This is a genomic window from Lentzea sp. NPDC059081 (genome assembly GCF_042738015.1).
In the GTDB taxonomy this organism is placed as follows: domain Bacteria; phylum Actinomycetota; class Actinomycetes; order Mycobacteriales; family Pseudonocardiaceae; genus Lentzea.
Window position 1 is genome coordinate 58,953 of the sequence record NZ_JBHYGW010000009.1, and the last position, 15,685, is coordinate 74,637.

At 70.1% G+C, this 15,685-nt stretch carries 13 protein-coding genes; 6 read left to right on the plus strand and 7 right to left on the minus strand.

Features of this window, described 5'->3' with window-relative positions; genetic code table 11:
• Window positions 1-6 precede the first annotated feature (6 nt).
• From ACFWV3_RS21375 to ACFWV3_RS21390, 4 genes are all read right to left on the minus strand, one after another.
• On the minus strand, window positions 7-2,208 hold the full coding sequence (locus tag ACFWV3_RS21375; RefSeq protein WP_382413153.1) for a discoidin domain-containing protein: 2,202 nt from the start codon (window positions 2,206-2,208) through the stop codon (window positions 7-9).
• 109 nt (window positions 2,209-2,317) lie between these two features.
• Window positions 2,318-3,331: a LacI family DNA-binding transcriptional regulator gene (locus ACFWV3_RS21380; protein ID WP_382413154.1), complete on the minus strand. Its 1,014-nt coding sequence runs from the start codon at window positions 3,329-3,331 to the stop codon at window positions 2,318-2,320.
• Window positions 3,332-3,342: 11 nt separating this feature from the next.
• Window positions 3,343-5,694: a beta-glucosidase gene (locus ACFWV3_RS21385; RefSeq protein WP_382413155.1), complete on the minus strand. Its 2,352-nt coding sequence runs from the start codon at window positions 5,692-5,694 to the stop codon at window positions 3,343-3,345.
• Between the two features lie 77 nt (window positions 5,695-5,771).
• Window positions 5,772-6,980 (minus strand): ROK family transcriptional regulator, encoded by a 1,209-nt coding sequence (locus tag ACFWV3_RS21390; RefSeq protein ID WP_382413156.1) that lies wholly within the window; start codon window positions 6,978-6,980, stop codon window positions 5,772-5,774.
• A 197-nt stretch (window positions 6,981-7,177) separates the two neighbouring features.
• Between ACFWV3_RS21390 and ACFWV3_RS21395 the strand changes: the two genes are divergently transcribed.
• The 5 genes from ACFWV3_RS21395 to ACFWV3_RS21415 are packed head-to-tail and all read left to right on the plus strand — an operon-like array spanning window position 7,178 to window position 12,708.
• Window positions 7,178-8,836 (plus strand): ABC transporter substrate-binding protein, encoded by a 1,659-nt coding sequence (locus ACFWV3_RS21395; protein WP_382413157.1) that lies wholly within the window; start codon window positions 7,178-7,180, stop codon window positions 8,834-8,836.
• Window positions 8,833-9,864: an ABC transporter ATP-binding protein gene (locus ACFWV3_RS21400; RefSeq protein WP_382413158.1), complete on the plus strand. Its 1,032-nt coding sequence runs from the start codon at window positions 8,833-8,835 to the stop codon at window positions 9,862-9,864. The genes ACFWV3_RS21395 and ACFWV3_RS21400 overlap by 4 nt, the downstream gene beginning before the upstream one ends.
• The gene (locus ACFWV3_RS21405) at window positions 9,861-10,841 is read left to right on the plus strand and encodes an ABC transporter permease (RefSeq protein WP_382413159.1); all 981 of its coding nucleotides are present in this window, start codon (window positions 9,861-9,863) and stop codon (window positions 10,839-10,841) included. The genes ACFWV3_RS21400 and ACFWV3_RS21405 overlap by 4 nt, the downstream gene beginning before the upstream one ends.
• On the plus strand, window positions 10,841-11,722 hold the full coding sequence (locus tag ACFWV3_RS21410) for an ABC transporter permease (protein ID WP_382413160.1): 882 nt from the start codon (window positions 10,841-10,843) through the stop codon (window positions 11,720-11,722). The genes ACFWV3_RS21405 and ACFWV3_RS21410 overlap by 1 nt, the downstream gene beginning before the upstream one ends.
• Window positions 11,719-12,708 carry an ABC transporter ATP-binding protein gene (locus ACFWV3_RS21415; RefSeq protein WP_382413161.1) on the plus strand — a complete coding sequence of 330 codons (990 nt, stop codon included), beginning with the start codon at window positions 11,719-11,721 and terminating at the stop codon, window positions 12,706-12,708. The genes ACFWV3_RS21410 and ACFWV3_RS21415 overlap by 4 nt, the downstream gene beginning before the upstream one ends.
• 76 nt (window positions 12,709-12,784) lie before the next feature.
• Here the strand turns inward: ACFWV3_RS21415 and ACFWV3_RS21420 are convergent, their stop codons facing one another.
• The 3 genes from ACFWV3_RS21420 to ACFWV3_RS21430 all read right to left on the minus strand — a co-directional run bounded on the left by ACFWV3_RS21420 (window position 12,785) and on the right by ACFWV3_RS21430 (window position 14,471).
• On the minus strand, window positions 12,785-12,994 hold the full coding sequence (locus ACFWV3_RS21420; protein WP_382413162.1) for a hypothetical protein: 210 nt from the start codon (window positions 12,992-12,994) through the stop codon (window positions 12,785-12,787).
• Between the two features lie 8 nt (window positions 12,995-13,002).
• Window positions 13,003-13,707, minus strand: coding sequence for an MIP/aquaporin family protein (locus ACFWV3_RS21425; protein ID WP_382413163.1), 705 nt, complete (start codon window positions 13,705-13,707; stop codon window positions 13,003-13,005).
• Between the two features lie 191 nt (window positions 13,708-13,898).
• Window positions 13,899-14,471: a QsdR family transcriptional regulator gene (locus ACFWV3_RS21430; protein ID WP_382413164.1), complete on the minus strand. Its 573-nt coding sequence runs from the start codon at window positions 14,469-14,471 to the stop codon at window positions 13,899-13,901.
• 33 nt (window positions 14,472-14,504) lie between these two features.
• Here ACFWV3_RS21430 and ACFWV3_RS21435 point away from each other — a divergent pair, with 33 nt between their 5' ends.
• Window positions 14,505-15,470: a DUF1295 domain-containing protein gene (locus ACFWV3_RS21435; RefSeq protein ID WP_382413165.1), complete on the plus strand. Its 966-nt coding sequence runs from the start codon at window positions 14,505-14,507 to the stop codon at window positions 15,468-15,470.
• The last annotated feature ends 215 nt before the right edge of the window (window positions 15,471-15,685 follow it).

Below are 15,685 nucleotides of genomic sequence, written 5' to 3' on the forward strand. Positions count from 1 at the left end.
TCACGCTCACGGATAGGCGACCAGGTAGCGCACCTGGTTGGCGTTGTTCGCGACCCCGCCGGTGCCGTTGATCACGTTGGCGATCGTCCCGACACCGCCGAGCGACACGGTGACCAGGTGCGTGAACTTCACACCCGACCGGTTCGGCGCCTCGAAACCGTTGTCGGTCACGATGCTCGGATCGGCCTGGTTGAAGGCGTAGGCACCCACGCCGAACGCCTGGTGCGTCGTCACCGAGTCCGCGACCTTGTACGCCGCCCAGCCGCGCTTGGAACCGTTCATCCACGCGGCCTGGTTCGGCGGGTCGTACGGCAGCTCGTTCTGGAACATGTAGGTGCGGCCGCCGTTGCCGTTCCAGACGACGTTGTGCTGCTGGTAGTGCTCCACGAACAACCCGTACGCCGTCACGTTGTCGCCGTTGACGACGACACCGTTCTGGCCGGTGTTGACGTTCCAGCCGACACCGGCGCCGTGGTCGGCGCGCCAGACCCAGGTGTGGTCGATGATCGTGTTGCGGCTGTTGACCCGCATGCTCACCGTCGCCTTGCCCGCCTGCGACCCGCCGACGCGCAGGTACACGTCGTGCAACGAGGTCGGGTTCGACGAGTGGTCGGTGGTGTTGGCGTCACCGATCTCCAGCAGCACCGGGGAGTTGACCTGACCCGCGTCCACCAGGAACCCGGCCAGCTTCACACCGTCCACATCGGACGTCGTGAGCGCCGCCTTGCCCGTGGTCGGGGTCAGCGTGGCGAGACCCAGACCCAGCACCACCGTGTTCGCGCGAGTGACCTTGATCGTGTCGTCGAGCTGGTGGACGCCCGGCGTCAACAGCAGGTGCTTGCCCTGCGCCAATGCCGAGTTGATCGTCGCGACCGGCGTGCCCGGCTTGACGATGAAGAAGTCCGCCAGCGAGATCGACGAACCGGGGTTGCCGTTCTCCCAGCTCGTGCCACGGGAGTTGGTCCGCAGCGCCGGCACGAACACCCGGTACGAACCCGAGCTGTCGATGTACAGGTACGGCTTCTCCCGCGTCACCGGCGAGTTGTCCACCGTCGTGTGCGACGGGTTCGGGAAGTGATCGGCCGGAGCACCCTGCGTGCCCGCGAACACCATGTTCCACACCGAGCCCGACCAGCCACCGGCGAGGTTGCTGTTGCGGGTCAGGAACTGCTGCTGCGAGCCGGAAACGACGACGCCGTCGATCTTGCTGTCGACGATCAGACCACCACTGGCCCAGCCGTCGTAGCCGTTCCACAGGTGCGCCTGACCACGCAGGTGCATCCGCCGGTACGCGGTGGCCTGGGAGACCGCCCAGCGCTCGATCTGGTTGGCGGGCAACGTGACCGAGAGGTTCTCCGCACCACGCCAGAAGTTCTGCGTCGCGTTGCCCAGGTTGTTCGGGTCGTCACCCTGCTGCAACCAGTCGGCCTCGACCCGGATGTGGCCGTTGACGTTCACGTCGTCCGGGTTCAGTCCCAGACCCGCGACCTGCGTGTAGAACCGCAGGTTCACATCGGCGTTGTACGTACCCGGCTTGAAGAGCACGGCATGGCGTTGCGAACCGAACTGGTTCGTCTTCATCTGCGCGGAGATCGAGTCCAGCCGCGACTGCATCTCCGACTGCGACGACCCCGGCCCGTACACGTACACGTTCGGACCGAAGTCCGGGTTGCGCGGGTCGGTCGCCGGGATCCCGGTCGAGTCCGAGACGGCGTTGACGCTCAACTCCCACAGCGAGTATCCGTAGCCGGTACCGCGCTGAGTGCCCAGCACCCGCACGTACCGGCCCGAGCCACTGACGTCGAGGGACTGCGTACCACCGGTACCCGACGTCGTCGAATACACACTGCGCCACGACGACGAATCAGCGGCGTTGTCGGTCACCTGGACCTGGAAAGCCTTGCCGTACGCGCCCTCCCACGTCAGGGAGACACGGCAGACCTGCTGCGTGGACCCCAGATCGACCTGGATCCACTGCGGGTCCGAGAACTGCGACGACCACCGCGTACCCGCATTGCCATCCACCGCAGCGGAAGCGGGAGTACCACCGTTCTCGGTGGAGGACGCCGTGGCCGGCTTGTTGAGGGCGACGTTGGTGGCTCCGCACTCGGCGGCGCCCGCCGGAGCTGAGGTGATCGCGGTCGCGGTGGTCACGAGGCACAGGGCTGCGGCCGCGGAGGCGACCGCCCTGGACAGGGGAGAGCTCATGATCCTGCCTGACACCTTGGGGCGAGTGAGCCCGAACGGTGGCGTCCGTGGCACCGGACGCCGGGAGAGCGCTCTCCCGCAGATTAACGCGTGATGTCGTGCAGGTCAATCATGCGGATCCCCTGACCACGAGTTCCGGTTCGAAGATGACGGACGTGGGACGCCGTTCGGGGAAGTCGAGGCTCGTGAGCAGCATCTCGGCCATCTTCGCCGCCATGTCCTCCACCGGCTGGCGGACGGTGGTCAGCTGCGGGCGGCACAGCAGCGCCGGGGCGCTGTCGTCGAACCCGACCACGGCCACGTCGTCCGGCACCCGCAAACCGTGCTCCACCAGCACGTCCACGGCGCCTTGCGCCATCAGGTCGTTGGCCGCGAACACGCCGTCGACCTCCGGGTACTCGGTGAGCAGGCGCGTCATCGCCGCCTCACCGCTGGCCGCGGTGAACCCGCCCTCGACGATCGGGACGTACGGGAACCCGTTGCGGGCCATGGCGTCGCGGAACCCGGTGAGCCGGTCCTGGCTCGCGAGCACGTTCAGCGGCCCGGAGATCGCGGCGACGTGCGCGCAGCCGTTCTCGACCAGGCGGGTGGCGGCGAGCCTGCCGCCCGCCTGGTGGTCGAGGTCGACGTAGCCGACCGGCATCGGCGTGCCGGGCCGGGCGTAGAGCACGGTGACCACCCCGGCCTCCAGCAGCTTGGCCGGCAACGTGTCCGCGGCGTGCGTCGTCACCAGCAGCGCGCCGTCCGCGCTCCCCTGCCGCAGGAACTCGACGACGTCGGTCCTGGCCTGGTCGGAGTCGGCGAGCATGAGCACCGGGTGGACACCTCGGGTGCGCAGGAAGTCGACGACACCGGCGGTGACCCTGCCGAAGAACGGGTCCACGAAGACGTCGGACCCGCCGCCCGCCCCGGAGACCACCAGTGCCACCGTCCCGGCGCGCCGGGTGACGAGCGAGCGCGCGGCACGGTTGGGCGTGTACCCGGTCCGTTCGATCGCGCTGCGCACCGTCTCCTGGATGTGCGGGTCGACGTTGCGCGTGCCGTTCACGACACGCGACACGGTCGCCCTGGACACCCCCGCGATCCGCGCGACGTCCTCGAGAGTCGGTGTCCCCTTGGTCATGATCCGTTTTATCACGGCCGGAGAGCGTTCTCCGAGGTCAGGCGGAGCGGTGTGGTCCCGGCGTCCGGGCCGATCAGCACGGTGAACGCGCCGGGCTCGACCTCCCACCTCCCTGCCCAGTGGCTGATCGCCCGTTCCGGGATCGCGACCACGGCCTCGACCCGCTCCCCCGGCCCTGCGGCGACCGCCGCGAAACCGGCCAGCCACCGCGCGGGCCTGGGGACGGCGCCGTCCGGCCGGGACAGGTAGACCTGCACGACCTCGCGCCCGTGCCGCTCACCGGTGTTGCGCAGCACGACCCTGACCTCGCCCTGCTCGACCCGCGCTTCCTCGTACTGCCAGGTCGTGTAGCCGAGGCCGTGGCCGAACCAGAACGCGGGCGCGGTGTCGTGCACCGCCCACGCCCGGTACCCGATGTCGAGCCCTTCCCGGTAGCGCAGGGATCCGGCGTCGGGCAGGAAGTCGTGGACGGGCACGTCGGTCTCCCGGTCGGGCCAGGTCGTCGGAAGCCGGCCGCCGGGTTCCCGTTCGCCGAGGAGGACGTCCGCGAGCCCGTTGCCACCTTCCTGACCGGGGAACCAGGTCACCAGCACGGCCGCGGCCTCGTGGCGCCACGGCATCAGCACCGGACCGCCGGAGTTGACCACGACAACGGTGTTCGGGTTGACCTCGCACACCGCGCTGACCAGGGCGTCCTGCACACCGGGCAACGCGAGGGTGTCGCGGTCGCGTCCCTCGCTCTCGATCGCGTCGGTGGTGCTGACGACGACCACGGCGACGTCGCAGCGCCGTGCCGCCTCGACGGCGGCGGCGAACTCCTGTTCCGGGGAAAGCGGCGGCGGGTCGGCGGCCAGCAGTGACGCCATCCCGGTGTCGTCGCCGAGCTCGCGCCGGCCGACCAACTCGACCTCGGTCCCCGCCGTGAGCAGCACCCCGGCGACGTGGTGGGGCGGCCGGAGGTGCTTCACCGCGGGGTCGTCGGTGTCGACGGGCTGCTCGACGTCGATCACCCGGACGCCGTCGACGTCGAGGGTCAGGCGGCCGTAGCCCGCGACGGCGAGCCGCCACGGACCGGTCACCGTGACGTGCAGGGTGGCGCTGATCTCGAGCACCTCGGCGCCGGGCAGCTCGCGCGTCTCCAGGATCCGGCCGGTGAGGCGGTGCTCGCGGAACAGCACCTCGTCGGCGGCGCCGAGCACGCGCACCAGGACCGGGGCGGCCATCGGAGTCGGCCGGTCGTCGACGACGACGCCGGGTGCGTGCCGCACGTCCGCGACGGCGGAGAGGGCGGTGACCAGCGAGCTCTCCGCGGCCGGGTAGAGGCCGGAGCTGCCGCCGCCCTGGACTCGGGGAGCGGCGGCGCCGGGGCCGAGCACCGCGATCCGGGTGCCGGCGGAGAGCGGGAGGATTCCGTTGTTCTGCAACAAGACCGTGCTCGCGGCCACCGTCTCTCGCAGCAGTGCGGTATCGGTCCTTCGCGTAGGAGGAGGTTCGGCGGCCTGGCCCTCCAGTGCCCCGACCCGTGCGGCGAGTCGCAGCAGGCGCAGCACCTTGTCGTCGACCGCGGCCTCCGCCACCTCCCCGGCTTCGACCGCGCCGAGGAGCTGATCACCCCACGGACCCCAGGGCCCCGGCATCGACAGGTCCTGCCCGGACGCCGCCGACGCGACCGTGGAGCGCACCCCGCCCCAGTCCGACACCACGACCCCGTCGAAGAGCCACTCGTCCTTCAACGGCGTGGTCAGCAGCGGGTTCTCCGACATCGAGTGCCCGTTCACACCGTTGTAGGCCGACATCACCGCCCACGCGCCCGCCCGCACCACCGCCTCGAACGGCGCCAGGTAGAGCTCGCGGAGGGTGCGTTCGTCCACCTCGACGTCGTGGGTCAGCCGGTCGGTCTCGGTCTCGTTCGCGACGAAGTGCTTCGGGGCCGCCGCGACGCCGCCTGCCTGCACGCCCCGCACGAGAGCGACGCCGAGCCGTGCGGTCAGCAGCGGGTCTTCGGAGAAGCACTCGAAGTGCCGGCCGCCGTAGGGCGTGCGGTGCAGGTTCAGCACCGGCGCCAGCAGCACGTCCACGCCCTTGCGCCGGGACTCGGCGGCGAGCAGCCCACCGAGCCGGCCGACCAGGTCCTCGTCCCACGTGGCGGCGAGCGCCGTCGGTGACGGGAGTGCCAGGGAGGTGCGCCGTTCGTCCCAGCCGGGCCCGCGCACGCCCGCCGGACCGTCGGAGAACGTCAGGGCGCGCAGGCCGACGGCCGGCTCGGCGCAGGTCCGCCACACCGACCCTCCCGACAGCAGCCGCACCTTGGCGCGCAGGTCTAGCTTGCCGACCAGGCGGACCAGCTCGTGGTCGTCGGGCACCGGACACCTCCTTGGAGAGCGCTCTCCAAAGAGTCACGGGCCGCGCTGCCGCTGTCAATGAGTCGGAAGGTGTCTTCTCAGCCGTGGCCGTGCGACGACCGCGGGTCCGTTCCGGTCTCCAGCAGCACCGCCAGCGGGAGCGTCGCCGCGCCGACCGCCACCGCGTCGGGGCCTGTCCGGCCCAGCTCGATGCGGACCTGGCCGAACGGGTGCCGCAGGGCGTGTTCGGAGGTCGCGGCGACGATCTCGTCGAACCTGCGGGCCCCGAGCGCGAGGCCGGCCCAGCCGCCGAGCACGACGCGTTCGGGGTTGAACAGGTTCACCAGGTTCGCGATCCCGGCGCCCAGGTACCCGACGGACTCGGTCACCACCCGGCGGGCGACCGCCGACCGGGACGCCAGCAGCGCTTCCAGGGCGGACGGCTCGTCGAGCGGCGATCGCTTGCCGCCCAACGCTTCCCGGTACCGGCCGAGCATGGCCTCCGCACCGGCGTAGGCCTCCAGGCACCCGCGCGCCCCGCACCGGCACCGCCGCCCGCCGTAGACGATCGTGGTGTGTCCCCACTCCCCCGCGTTGCTGGTCACGCCGCGTTGCACGACCCCGCCGGACACGACCGCGATGCCGACGCCGGACCCCACCAGCGCGATCACCGCGTGCCGGGCACCGCGACCGGCCCCGAACCACATCTCCGCCTGCCCCTGGGTCTTCGCGCCGTTCTCGACGAACAGCGGCGGCGCGACCCCGGCCGCGCGCAGCATCTTCTCGAGCGGCACCGCGTCCCAGCCGATGGTCTGCGCGTGCACGACCGCCGAGTCGCCCTGCTCGACGGTGCCGGGCACGCCGACCCCGATCCCGAGCACCGACGACGCCGCCACTCCGGCCGCGGCCAGGACCTCCTCGACTCCACCGGCGATCAGCGCGCCGACCGGTTCCGGCTCCAGCGCCCCGAGCGGCAGGTCGACCGCGGACAGCTTGGCCATGGCGAGGTCGAACAGCTCGACCTTGATCCCCGTCTCGCCGACGTCGACCCCGATGACGTGCCCGAACGCCGGGTTCACCCGCAGCAGCACGCGTGGTCTGCCGCCGTCGGACTCGACCGATCCGGCCTCGGCCACGATGCCCTCGTCCAGCAGCTCGCCGGTGATCGTGCTGGCGGTCGCGGCGCTCAGCCCGGTCGCGACGCTGAGCTCCTGACGGCTCAGCGGGCCGTCGAGGAAGAGGGCTGACAACAACACCGATCGGTTCTGCCGCCGGAGGTCCCGCACGGTTGCTCGGCCACGCACCATGAGCGCCGAGGTTACTTCGCGCCTAAAAATAAGCCTCGGGTCGTGACCTCTTCGTTATTGACTTGCCCTCGATGACAGGCGTCTACTCTACGGCGACCAGAGGGCCTCCCCGGCCTCACCCGCGATGGCACGCGCGGTCACCTCCTCCCAGCGCTCACTTGATTCTTCTCGCTTTCGTTGGAGAACAAGGAGTTTCCATGAGACTGAGGCGTGTTTGCGCTGCCGTCACCGCGACCGCCCTGGCGTTCACCGGCGCGTGTTCTGCCACGAACCCCGGCAGTGCGGGCAACTCCGCCGGCGTGCTGAACGTGGGGATGCCGAACGGACCGCAAACGGAGAACAACAACCCGTTCCTCAACTCGTCGGCGTCCTCGTCGCTGGGCTACCGGCGGTTGCTCTTCGAACCGCTCGCCATGGTCAACGAGGTGAAGGTGACCGACCAGCCGAAGCCTTGGCTGGCAACGAAGTTCTCCTGGTCGGACAACTTCCGCAAGCTGTCGCTCACCATCCGCGACGGCGTCGCGTGGTCCGACGGCAAGCCGTTGACGGCCGAGGACGTGGCGTACACCTTCGAGCTGCTCAAGAACAACCCCGGGCTGAACATCGAAGGTGTGCCGTACCAGGACATCTCGTTCTCCGGCAGCGAGGTCACCGTCGGCTTCCCGAAGTCCCAGTTCGTCAACCAGAAGAAGATCCTCGAGCAGTTCGTGGTGCCCAAGCACCAGTGGTCGACGTTCGCCAACCCGACCACCGAGACGCTGAAGGAGCCGATCGGCAGCGGCCCGTACACGCTGAAGTCGTTCACGCCGCAGGCGGTCACCCTGTCGATCAGGGACAAGTACTGGCAGGAGCTCCCGAAGGTCAAGGAGCTGCGCTACACCTCCTACAGCGACAACAACGCGCAGACCAACGCGCTCGCGAGCGGCGCGGCCGAGTGGAGCTTCACCTTCATCCCCAACTACCAGGCCGCCTACACGAGCAAGGACCCGAAGAACCACAAGCTGTGGTTCCCGCCGGTGCTCGGCGTGCACGGCCTGTGGTTCAACACCAAGGCGAAGCCGTGGGACGACCCGGCGCTGCGCCGGGCGGCGAACATGGTCGTCAACCGCGACGACATCTTCACGCAGGGCGAGGCCGGCTACTTCTACCCGAAGGTCGACAACATCACCGGCATCCCGACGCCCGCCGGTGAGTCCTTCATCGCGCCGCAGTTCAAGGACAAGAAGGTGACCGTCGACGTCGAGGGCGCCAAGAAGGCGTTGACCGAGGCCGGGTACACCTTCGACGGCACCACGTTGAAGGGCAAGGACGGCCAGCCCGTCACCATCACGCTGACCGTGCCCACCGGGTGGTCCGACTACGTCACCGACCTCGAGATCATCAAGGACAACTTCGCCAAGATCGGCATCGCGGCGACGGTGAACCTGCAGAACGCCGACGCGTGGACCAAGGCGCTCGACACCGGCGACTTCGGTGCCGCGATGCACTGGACCAACAACGGGCTGACGCTCTACGACATCTACCAGTCCATCATGGACGGTGCGCTGTACAAGCCGATCGGGCAGACCGGCGTGAACGGCAACTACGGCCGGTACGAGAACCCGGCCGCGACCAAGGCGCTGGACGACTTCTCCAACGCCCCCGACGAGTCCGTGCGCAACGCCGCGCTGCAGGAGCTGCAGAAGATCTTCGTGCAGGACATGCCGGTCATCATCACCTCGGCGGCCAACGGCGGCGGTCAGTACAGCACGAAGAACTGGGTCGGCTGGCCGAGCGAGCAGGACCAGTACGCGCCCGTCCAGCCCACGCTGGAGAACGCGCTCGACATCGTCATGAAGCTGCGGCCCGCCTCGTGACGGCCGAGGTAGCGCCGCCGGTCCCCAGGTCGGTCTCCACGGAGATCGTCCTGGAGGCCGACGGCCTCACCAAGCACTTCCCGATCCGTTCACCGCTGTCCCGCACCAGGAAGGCCGTGCGGGCGGTCGAAGGCGTGTCGCTGCGGCTGCGCAGGGGCAGCGTCACCGCGCTCGTCGGTGAGTCCGGATCGGGCAAGTCGACGGTCGCGCGGCTGCTCGCCCAGCTCTACCCGCTCACGTCCGGGGAGATCCGGTTGCACGGCGAGTCCGTTGCCGTGCAACGGGGTCTGACCCGCGGGCGGCGGTTCCGGGCGTACTGCAAGCGGGTCCAGATGATCTTCCAGGACCCGTTCGCGTCGCTCAACCCCGTGCACACCATCCGCTACCACCTCACCAGGGCGCTCACCATCCACGGCAACCGCGGCGACGACCTGGAGACGTCGCTCGCGGAGCTGCTGACGCGCGTGCACCTGACGCCGGCGGAGCGGTACCTCGACCGGTACCCGCACGAGCTCTCCGGCGGGCAGCGGCAGCGCGTGGCGATCGCACGGGCGCTGGCGGCGAGCCCGGAGGTGCTACTGGCGGACGAGCCGGTGTCCATGCTGGACGTCTCGATCCGGCTCGGCGTGCTGAACCTGTTGCGGGACCTGAAGGAACGGCTGCACCTGTCGATCCTGTACATCACGCACGACATCGCGTCCGCGCGGTACTTCGCGGACGAGACGGTCGTGATGTACGCGGGGCAGGTCGTCGAGGGCGGGGACAGCGAGACCGTCACCCAGCGACCGGCGCACCCGTACACGCAGCTGCTGATCGAGTCGGCGCCGGACCCCGACCGGCCGGCGGTGGACGAGAAGGACGGCGGTGCCGGTGAGCCGCCGAGCCTGATCGACCCGCCGGCGGGCTGCCGGTTCCACCCGCGCTGCCCGTTCGCGATGGACGTCTGCCGGGAGGAGCTCCCGCCGCGCTTCGAGCTCGGCGGCGGCCACTTCGCGGCGTGCTGGCTGTACCGGGAGGAGGCGTCGTGAGCTACCTCCTCAAGCGGTTCGGCTTCTACCTGCTCACCGCCTGGGCCGCGGTCACGATCAACTTCTTCGTACCGCGGATGATCCCCGGCGACCCGGTGCAGGCGCTGATCACCAAGCAGCGCGGGCAGATGACGAGCGAGGCCGTCCGGTCGCTGTACGTCCTCTTCGGACTGGACAAGAACGAGAGCCTGGCGAGCCAGTACTTCTCCTACCTCGGCCAGCTCCTGCGCGGTGATCTCGGGCTGTCGTTCACGTTCTTCCCCAGCCCGGTGTCGGACGTGATCGGCGACGGCCTGCCGTGGACCGTCGGGCTGGTCGGCATCACGACCGTGATCGGGTTCCTGCTCGGCACGGCCGCGGGCGCGGTGGTCGGCTGGCGGCGCGGCACGTGGGCGGACACGCTGATCCCGGTCACCACGTTCGTCTCGTCGATCCCGTACTTCTGGCTGGGGCTGGTGGCGATCGCGTTGCTCACCGGGCCCGGCAGCTTCTTCCCCGCGTCCGGCGCCTACGAGATCGGCCTGGTGCCGAACTGGGACTGGCAGTTCATCGGCAGCACCGTGCAGCACGCCCTGCTGCCCGGTCTGACGATCCTGGTGTCATCGGTCAGCGGCTGGATCCTGAGCATGCGCAACATGATGGTGACCGTGTCGTCGGACGACTACGTCACCGTCGCGCACGCCAAGGGCCTGCCGGAACGTCGGGTCATGCTCGCCTACGCCGCGCGCAACGCGTTGCTGCCCAACGTGTCCGGCTTCGCGCTGGCGCTCGGGTTCATCGTCGGCGGCACCCTGCTGGTGGAGATCGTGTTCTCCTACCCCGGCCTGGGCCTGCAGCTGTTCCAGGCGGTCGGCTCCAAGGACTACCCGTTGTTGCAGGGCATCTTCCTCATCATCACGCTGTCCGTGCTGCTGGCGAACCTCCTCGCGGACGTCGCCTACCTCGCACTGGACCCGCGCACCCGCAGGGAGGGCTGATGCGCACCAACCCCAAGGCGCTCACCGGGCTGGTGGCGCTCGGCGTGTTCGTCCTGCTGGCCGTGGTCGGCCCCTGGCTCGCCCCGTTCGACCCGTCGGCGCGCAGCAACGCGTTGCTGCAGCCGCCGTCGTCGGAACACTGGTTCGGCACCACGCACCTGGGTCAGGACGTCTTCAGCCAGGTGCTGGTCGGCACCCGCAGCGTCGTGCTCGTGGGCGCGGTCGCGGGCGTCGTGGCGACCGTGCTGTCGGTGCTGGTGGGCATCACCGCCGGGTACCTCAGCGGGTCGGCGGCGGAGGGGCTCTCCGCCCTGTCCAACGTGTTCCTGGTGATCCCGGCGCTACCGTTGATCGTCATCATCACCTCCTCGCTGCCCGAGACGTCGAACCTCACGATCGCGCTGGTGATCGGGCTGACGTCGTGGGCGTGGAACGCGCGGGTGCTGCGCGCCCAGACGTTGTCGCTGCGCCGCCGCGACTACGTGGAGGCGGCGCGGGCGAACGGCGAGTCGACGTGGCGGATCATCCTGTTCGAGATCCTGCCGAACCTGACCGCCGTGATCGCGTCCGGGTTCGTCGGCACGGTGCTGTTCGCCGTGGTCTCCGAGATCACGCTGGCGTTCATCGGCGTGTCCGACGCGGGCGGGTGGAACTGGGGCACGGTCCTGTACTGGGCCCAGTCCCAGCTGGCCCTCTCGCAGGGTGCGTGGTGGTGGTTCGTGCCGGCCGGTCTCGCGATCGCCCTGCTCGGCACGTCGTTGTCGCTGGTCAACTTCGGCATCGACGAGTACGTCAACCCGCGGCTGCGCAACCGCTTCTCGATGCGTGGAGTGCGGATGCGCGTCGGTTTCACCCCGGTGCTCCCCAAGGAGACGTCATGAAGCAACCCATCCTCGAGGTGCGCGGGCTGACCGTCGACTACGGCGTCGGTCCCGGTTCGGTGCGCGCGGTGCGCGACGTCGACCTGACGCTGCACCGGGGCGAGGTGCTCGGGCTGGCGGGCGAATCGGGCAGCGGCAAGTCCACCCTGGCGTACGGGATGACCCGGCTGCTGCCGCCGCCGGGCGTGGTGGCCGGTGGCGAGGTGCTCTACCACCTCGACGACGGCAAGTCGGTCGACCTGCTGCGGATCCGCGACGCCGACCTGCGGCGGCTGCGGTGGTCGGAGATCGCCATCGTCTTCCAGGGCGCGATCAACTCGCTCAACCCGGTGCAGCGGATCTCCACCCAGCTGGTCGACGTGGTGAAGGCGCACTCCCCCAGGACGTCGTCGCGTGCCCGGCTGGACCGCGCGCACGAGCTGCTGGAGCTGGTCGGGATCGCCGCCGACCGGGTGCACAGCTACCCGCACCAGCTCTCCGGCGGGATGCGGCAGCGGGTGATGATCGCGATGGCGCTCGCGCTCGAACCCCGTGTGGTGATCATGGACGAGCCGACCACCGCGCTGGACGTGGTGGTGCAGCGGCAGATCCTGCGCACGCTCGTGGGTCTGCGGGAACGTCTCGGGTTCTCGGTCGTGTTCATCACCCACGACCTGTCGCTGCTGGTCGAGTTCTCGGACCGGATCGCGATCATGTACGCCGGCCAGGTCGTCGAGGAGGCGGTGTCGGCCGACCTCTACCGCTCGCCGCTGCACCCGTACAGCGACGGGCTGCTGCGGTCGTTCCCCTCGCTGAAGGGCGAGAAGCGAGAGCTGGCCGGCATCCCCGGTTCGCCGCCCGACCTCCGCGCGATGCCGACCGGCTGCGCCTTCCACCCGCGCTGCCCGCGCGCCATGGAGGTGTGCGGCGAGCGAACGCCGGTCCTGGGGCAGAGCAGGGACGACCGCTCGGTCGCCTGCTGGTTGCACCCCGTCGCCGTCGGCTGAGCCGGCTCGGCTGCCGCGGCTGTCCGCCGCGGCAGCCGAGTGAGGGAGGTGTCGCCGTGTCCGTTGTGCTGCTCAGCTACCAGGCGTTCGACCGGACGGCCGGCGCGTCCTCCTCGCCGACCGTCCGGAAAGGATGGTCAGCTGCCAGCGGCCTCGACTGCCACTCGCCGCCGCACCGCACGGACACGTCCTCGACCTGCCAGCCCTCCGCGATCCTGCCGTCCGCACAACGGCTGTGGGCCTCGGCGATCGCCTGCAGGCGTTGCTGTTCGGTCTTCTCCGCCATGCCGGCGCTCAGGCGTGGTCCGCGACAGGGGTGCGCGTGACCCGCCGTGCCACTCCGTGCAGCAGCGCCGCGGCGATGCCACCGACCAGCGGACCGACGAGGTACACGAACAGCTGGGACCAGGCGACGGTGCCACCGGTCAGCGCCAGCACGACGTCGGGCCCCATCGTCCTGGCGAGGTTCACCGAGGCCCCGGAGAGCGGGCCGAACACCATGATCTGCGTGGCGAGCGCCAGCCCGATCCCCAGGCCGTGCAACCCCTTGGGCGCGTCCGGTGCCACCGCGAACGCGAACACGGCGGTGACGAGGATGAACGCGCCGGTGGCCTCGGCGACCAGGGCCTGCACCGGGGAGACGCCCGAACCGTACGTCGTGGCACCGAGTCCGGCGTGCACCGCGGACGAGCCGTAGGCGGCGAAGACGACGGCGGAGCCGAGCACGCCGCCGAGGAGCTGGGCCACCACGTAAGCGGGCACGTCCCGCCACGCGAACTGACCGCGGACGGCCAGGGCGACCGTGACGGTCGGGTTGAAATGACCTCCGGAGACCGCCCCGAACGCGTAGATCGCCACGGCGAGCGCGAGTCCGTGCGCCAGCGCCACGACCAGCAGGCCTGTCGGTCCGGCCGCCACCGCCGCGCCGATGCCGAAGAGGCACAGGATGGCGGTGCCGGCGAGCTCCCCGAGCAGACGGCGGGCCAACGGGATGTCCATGGATGTGAACCCCTCTCACGAAGGCGGCGGCCGCACGACCGTATGGCGACGTACGGCCTCAAACGTGGCCGGCCGGCAGCCGTAAGAGGGCGGTAATGTCGCGCGACTGCAGTCGCACCAACCCGGACACCCGGATGACCCACCGCGTGACGGGCGCGCGATTTCGGGACCACCACAGCGGATCGGTCACCCTAGGCGAGGAGCTTCCGGATGATCTCGGTGGCGGTGTCGATGTCCGGCGGGTCGCCGGTGATCACGTCGGAGTAGCAGAAGGACTCGGCGAGCCGGACCACCGCGTAGGCCAGCTTGGTCACCGGGATCTCCGCGGTCTCGCCGCGTTCCGCGCGGATCAGGCCGGCCAGTCCCGTCACGAGGCGGTGTTGCACCACGCCCTGCTGGGACGTCAGCACGCGCAGGGCGGTCTCGGGGTCGCGTTCGAGCAGCGCGCGCAGGGCGGGAGAGGCGACGGTGTCGCGCATGGCCTGGTCCAGCACGGAGACCACCCTCGCCAGGCCCCGGTGCGGACTGGCCTGCCACAGCCGCGACCACGCCCGGTGGGTGATGCCCCACAGCACCTCGCCGAGCACCCGGTCGCGGTCGCCGTACCGGCGGTAGAGGGTGGCGCGGCCGATCCCGGCCGCCGTGGCGAGCTCGCCCATGTCGATGCGGCTCTCGCGCAGGAACTGCCGGATCGCGAGGGCGATGACCGGGTCCGTCTCCGGTTCGGTGGTCAGGTCCACCTCGACCACAGCGTGAGACACCATGTATAAAGTGTCTCACTGAGACATTCAGATGGAATGTCTCACACGCCGGAGGAGGACGAGATGCGGCGGGTGTGGGCGTTGGTGCCGTTCGTCCTGGTAGCAGTCGCGTTGGTGCTGGACCCGGCCACGGCGCGGGCCGCGTGGTGGAACCTCGCGGTCCAGGCCGTGCTGTTCACGCTGCTGGCGGCCGTTCCCGGACATCTGACGCGCCACGTGTCGTACGTCGACGTGGCCTGGCCGTGGGGCTTGGTGGGCATCGGCGTGGTCACGCTGGCCACGGCCGGCGAGCTCACCGCGACCACCGTCGCGGTCGCACTCGTCTACCTCGCCATGGGCGGGCGGATGGGACTGTGGAGCCTGGCCATGACGGTCCGGCACGGGTGGTGGAAACCCGGCTCCCCCAAGGCCGAACTCCCCCGCTACCAGTACCAGCGGCGGCGCTGGGAGCGACAGGGGTTCCGCAACGAGGCCGTCTCCGTCCAGTACGAGATCTGGTTGCAGGGCCTCGCGAACGCGTCGGTGCTCGCCGTTCCGGCGTTCCTCGTCGCCGCCGGCCAGCGGCCGCTGTCGGCCTGGTCCGTCGCCGCCCTCGCCCTGTGGTTCGCGTCGTACGTGCTCGAAACGGTCGCGGACCGCCAGAAGCAGCGCTTCGCCGCCCGCGGCAACCGGGCCACCTGCGACCAGGGGCTGTGGCGCCACAGCAGGCACCCCAACTACTTCTTCCAGTGGATGCAGTGGAACGCGCTGGTGCTGGTCGCACTGCCGGCGCTGCCCGCCCGGTTCCACGACACCTCGCTCGTGGTGTGGGTGCTGCTCACCGCGGGTCTGTTCTTCGTCTCGTGGACGCTCTACGTCACGCTGACGAAGCACACCGGCGCCCGCCCGGCCGAGTACTACAGCCTCCGCAAGCGCCCGGACTACGCGCGGTACCAGGCGACCACCAACATGTTCTTCCCAGGCCCGGTCAAGACCCCCGCCGGGAACCAGGACGCGGCCTAGCCGCGGCCTAGCCGCTGTCCTGAGGATCTTCACCCAGGTGGAGACGACGCAGCCGAGGTGCCGCAGGTCCGGTGCAAGGCCAGGCGGATCGAAGCGGGCCAAGGCGACAAGGCGACGGCGAAGCCGAGCTGCTGTGGCTTTGGCTTGAAACAGCAGGTTCCGGTGGGGGGGGGGGCGGTACCAGGCAAGCCCAGACCCCCTCCTACTCTGGACAG

Excerpts from the sequence above, each read along its gene's own strand:
- ACFWV3_RS21420 (WP_382413162.1), bottom strand. The coding sequence starts at position 12,994 with ATGGCGGAGAAGACCGAACAGCAACGCCTGCAGGCGATCGCCGAGGCC.
- ACFWV3_RS21375 (WP_382413153.1), bottom strand. The coding sequence starts at position 2,208 with ATGAGCTCTCCCCTGTCCAGGGCGGTCGCCTCCGCGGCCGCAGCCCTG.
- ACFWV3_RS21435 (WP_382413165.1), top strand. The coding sequence starts at position 14,505 with ATGTCTCACACGCCGGAGGAGGACGAGATGCGGCGGGTGTGGGCGTTG.
- ACFWV3_RS21425 (WP_382413163.1), bottom strand. The coding sequence starts at position 13,707 with ATGGACATCCCGTTGGCCCGCCGTCTGCTCGGGGAGCTCGCCGGCACC.
- ACFWV3_RS21390 (WP_382413156.1), bottom strand. The coding sequence starts at position 6,980 with ATGGTGCGTGGCCGAGCAACCGTGCGGGACCTCCGGCGGCAGAACCGA.
- ACFWV3_RS21410 (WP_382413160.1), top strand. The coding sequence starts at position 10,841 with ATGCGCACCAACCCCAAGGCGCTCACCGGGCTGGTGGCGCTCGGCGTG.
- ACFWV3_RS21380 (WP_382413154.1), bottom strand. The coding sequence starts at position 3,331 with ATGACCAAGGGGACACCGACTCTCGAGGACGTCGCGCGGATCGCGGGG.
- ACFWV3_RS21430 (WP_382413164.1), bottom strand. The coding sequence starts at position 14,471 with ATGGTGTCTCACGCTGTGGTCGAGGTGGACCTGACCACCGAACCGGAG.
- ACFWV3_RS21395 (WP_382413157.1), top strand. The coding sequence starts at position 7,178 with ATGAGACTGAGGCGTGTTTGCGCTGCCGTCACCGCGACCGCCCTGGCG.
- ACFWV3_RS21415 (WP_382413161.1), top strand. The coding sequence starts at position 11,719 with ATGAAGCAACCCATCCTCGAGGTGCGCGGGCTGACCGTCGACTACGGC.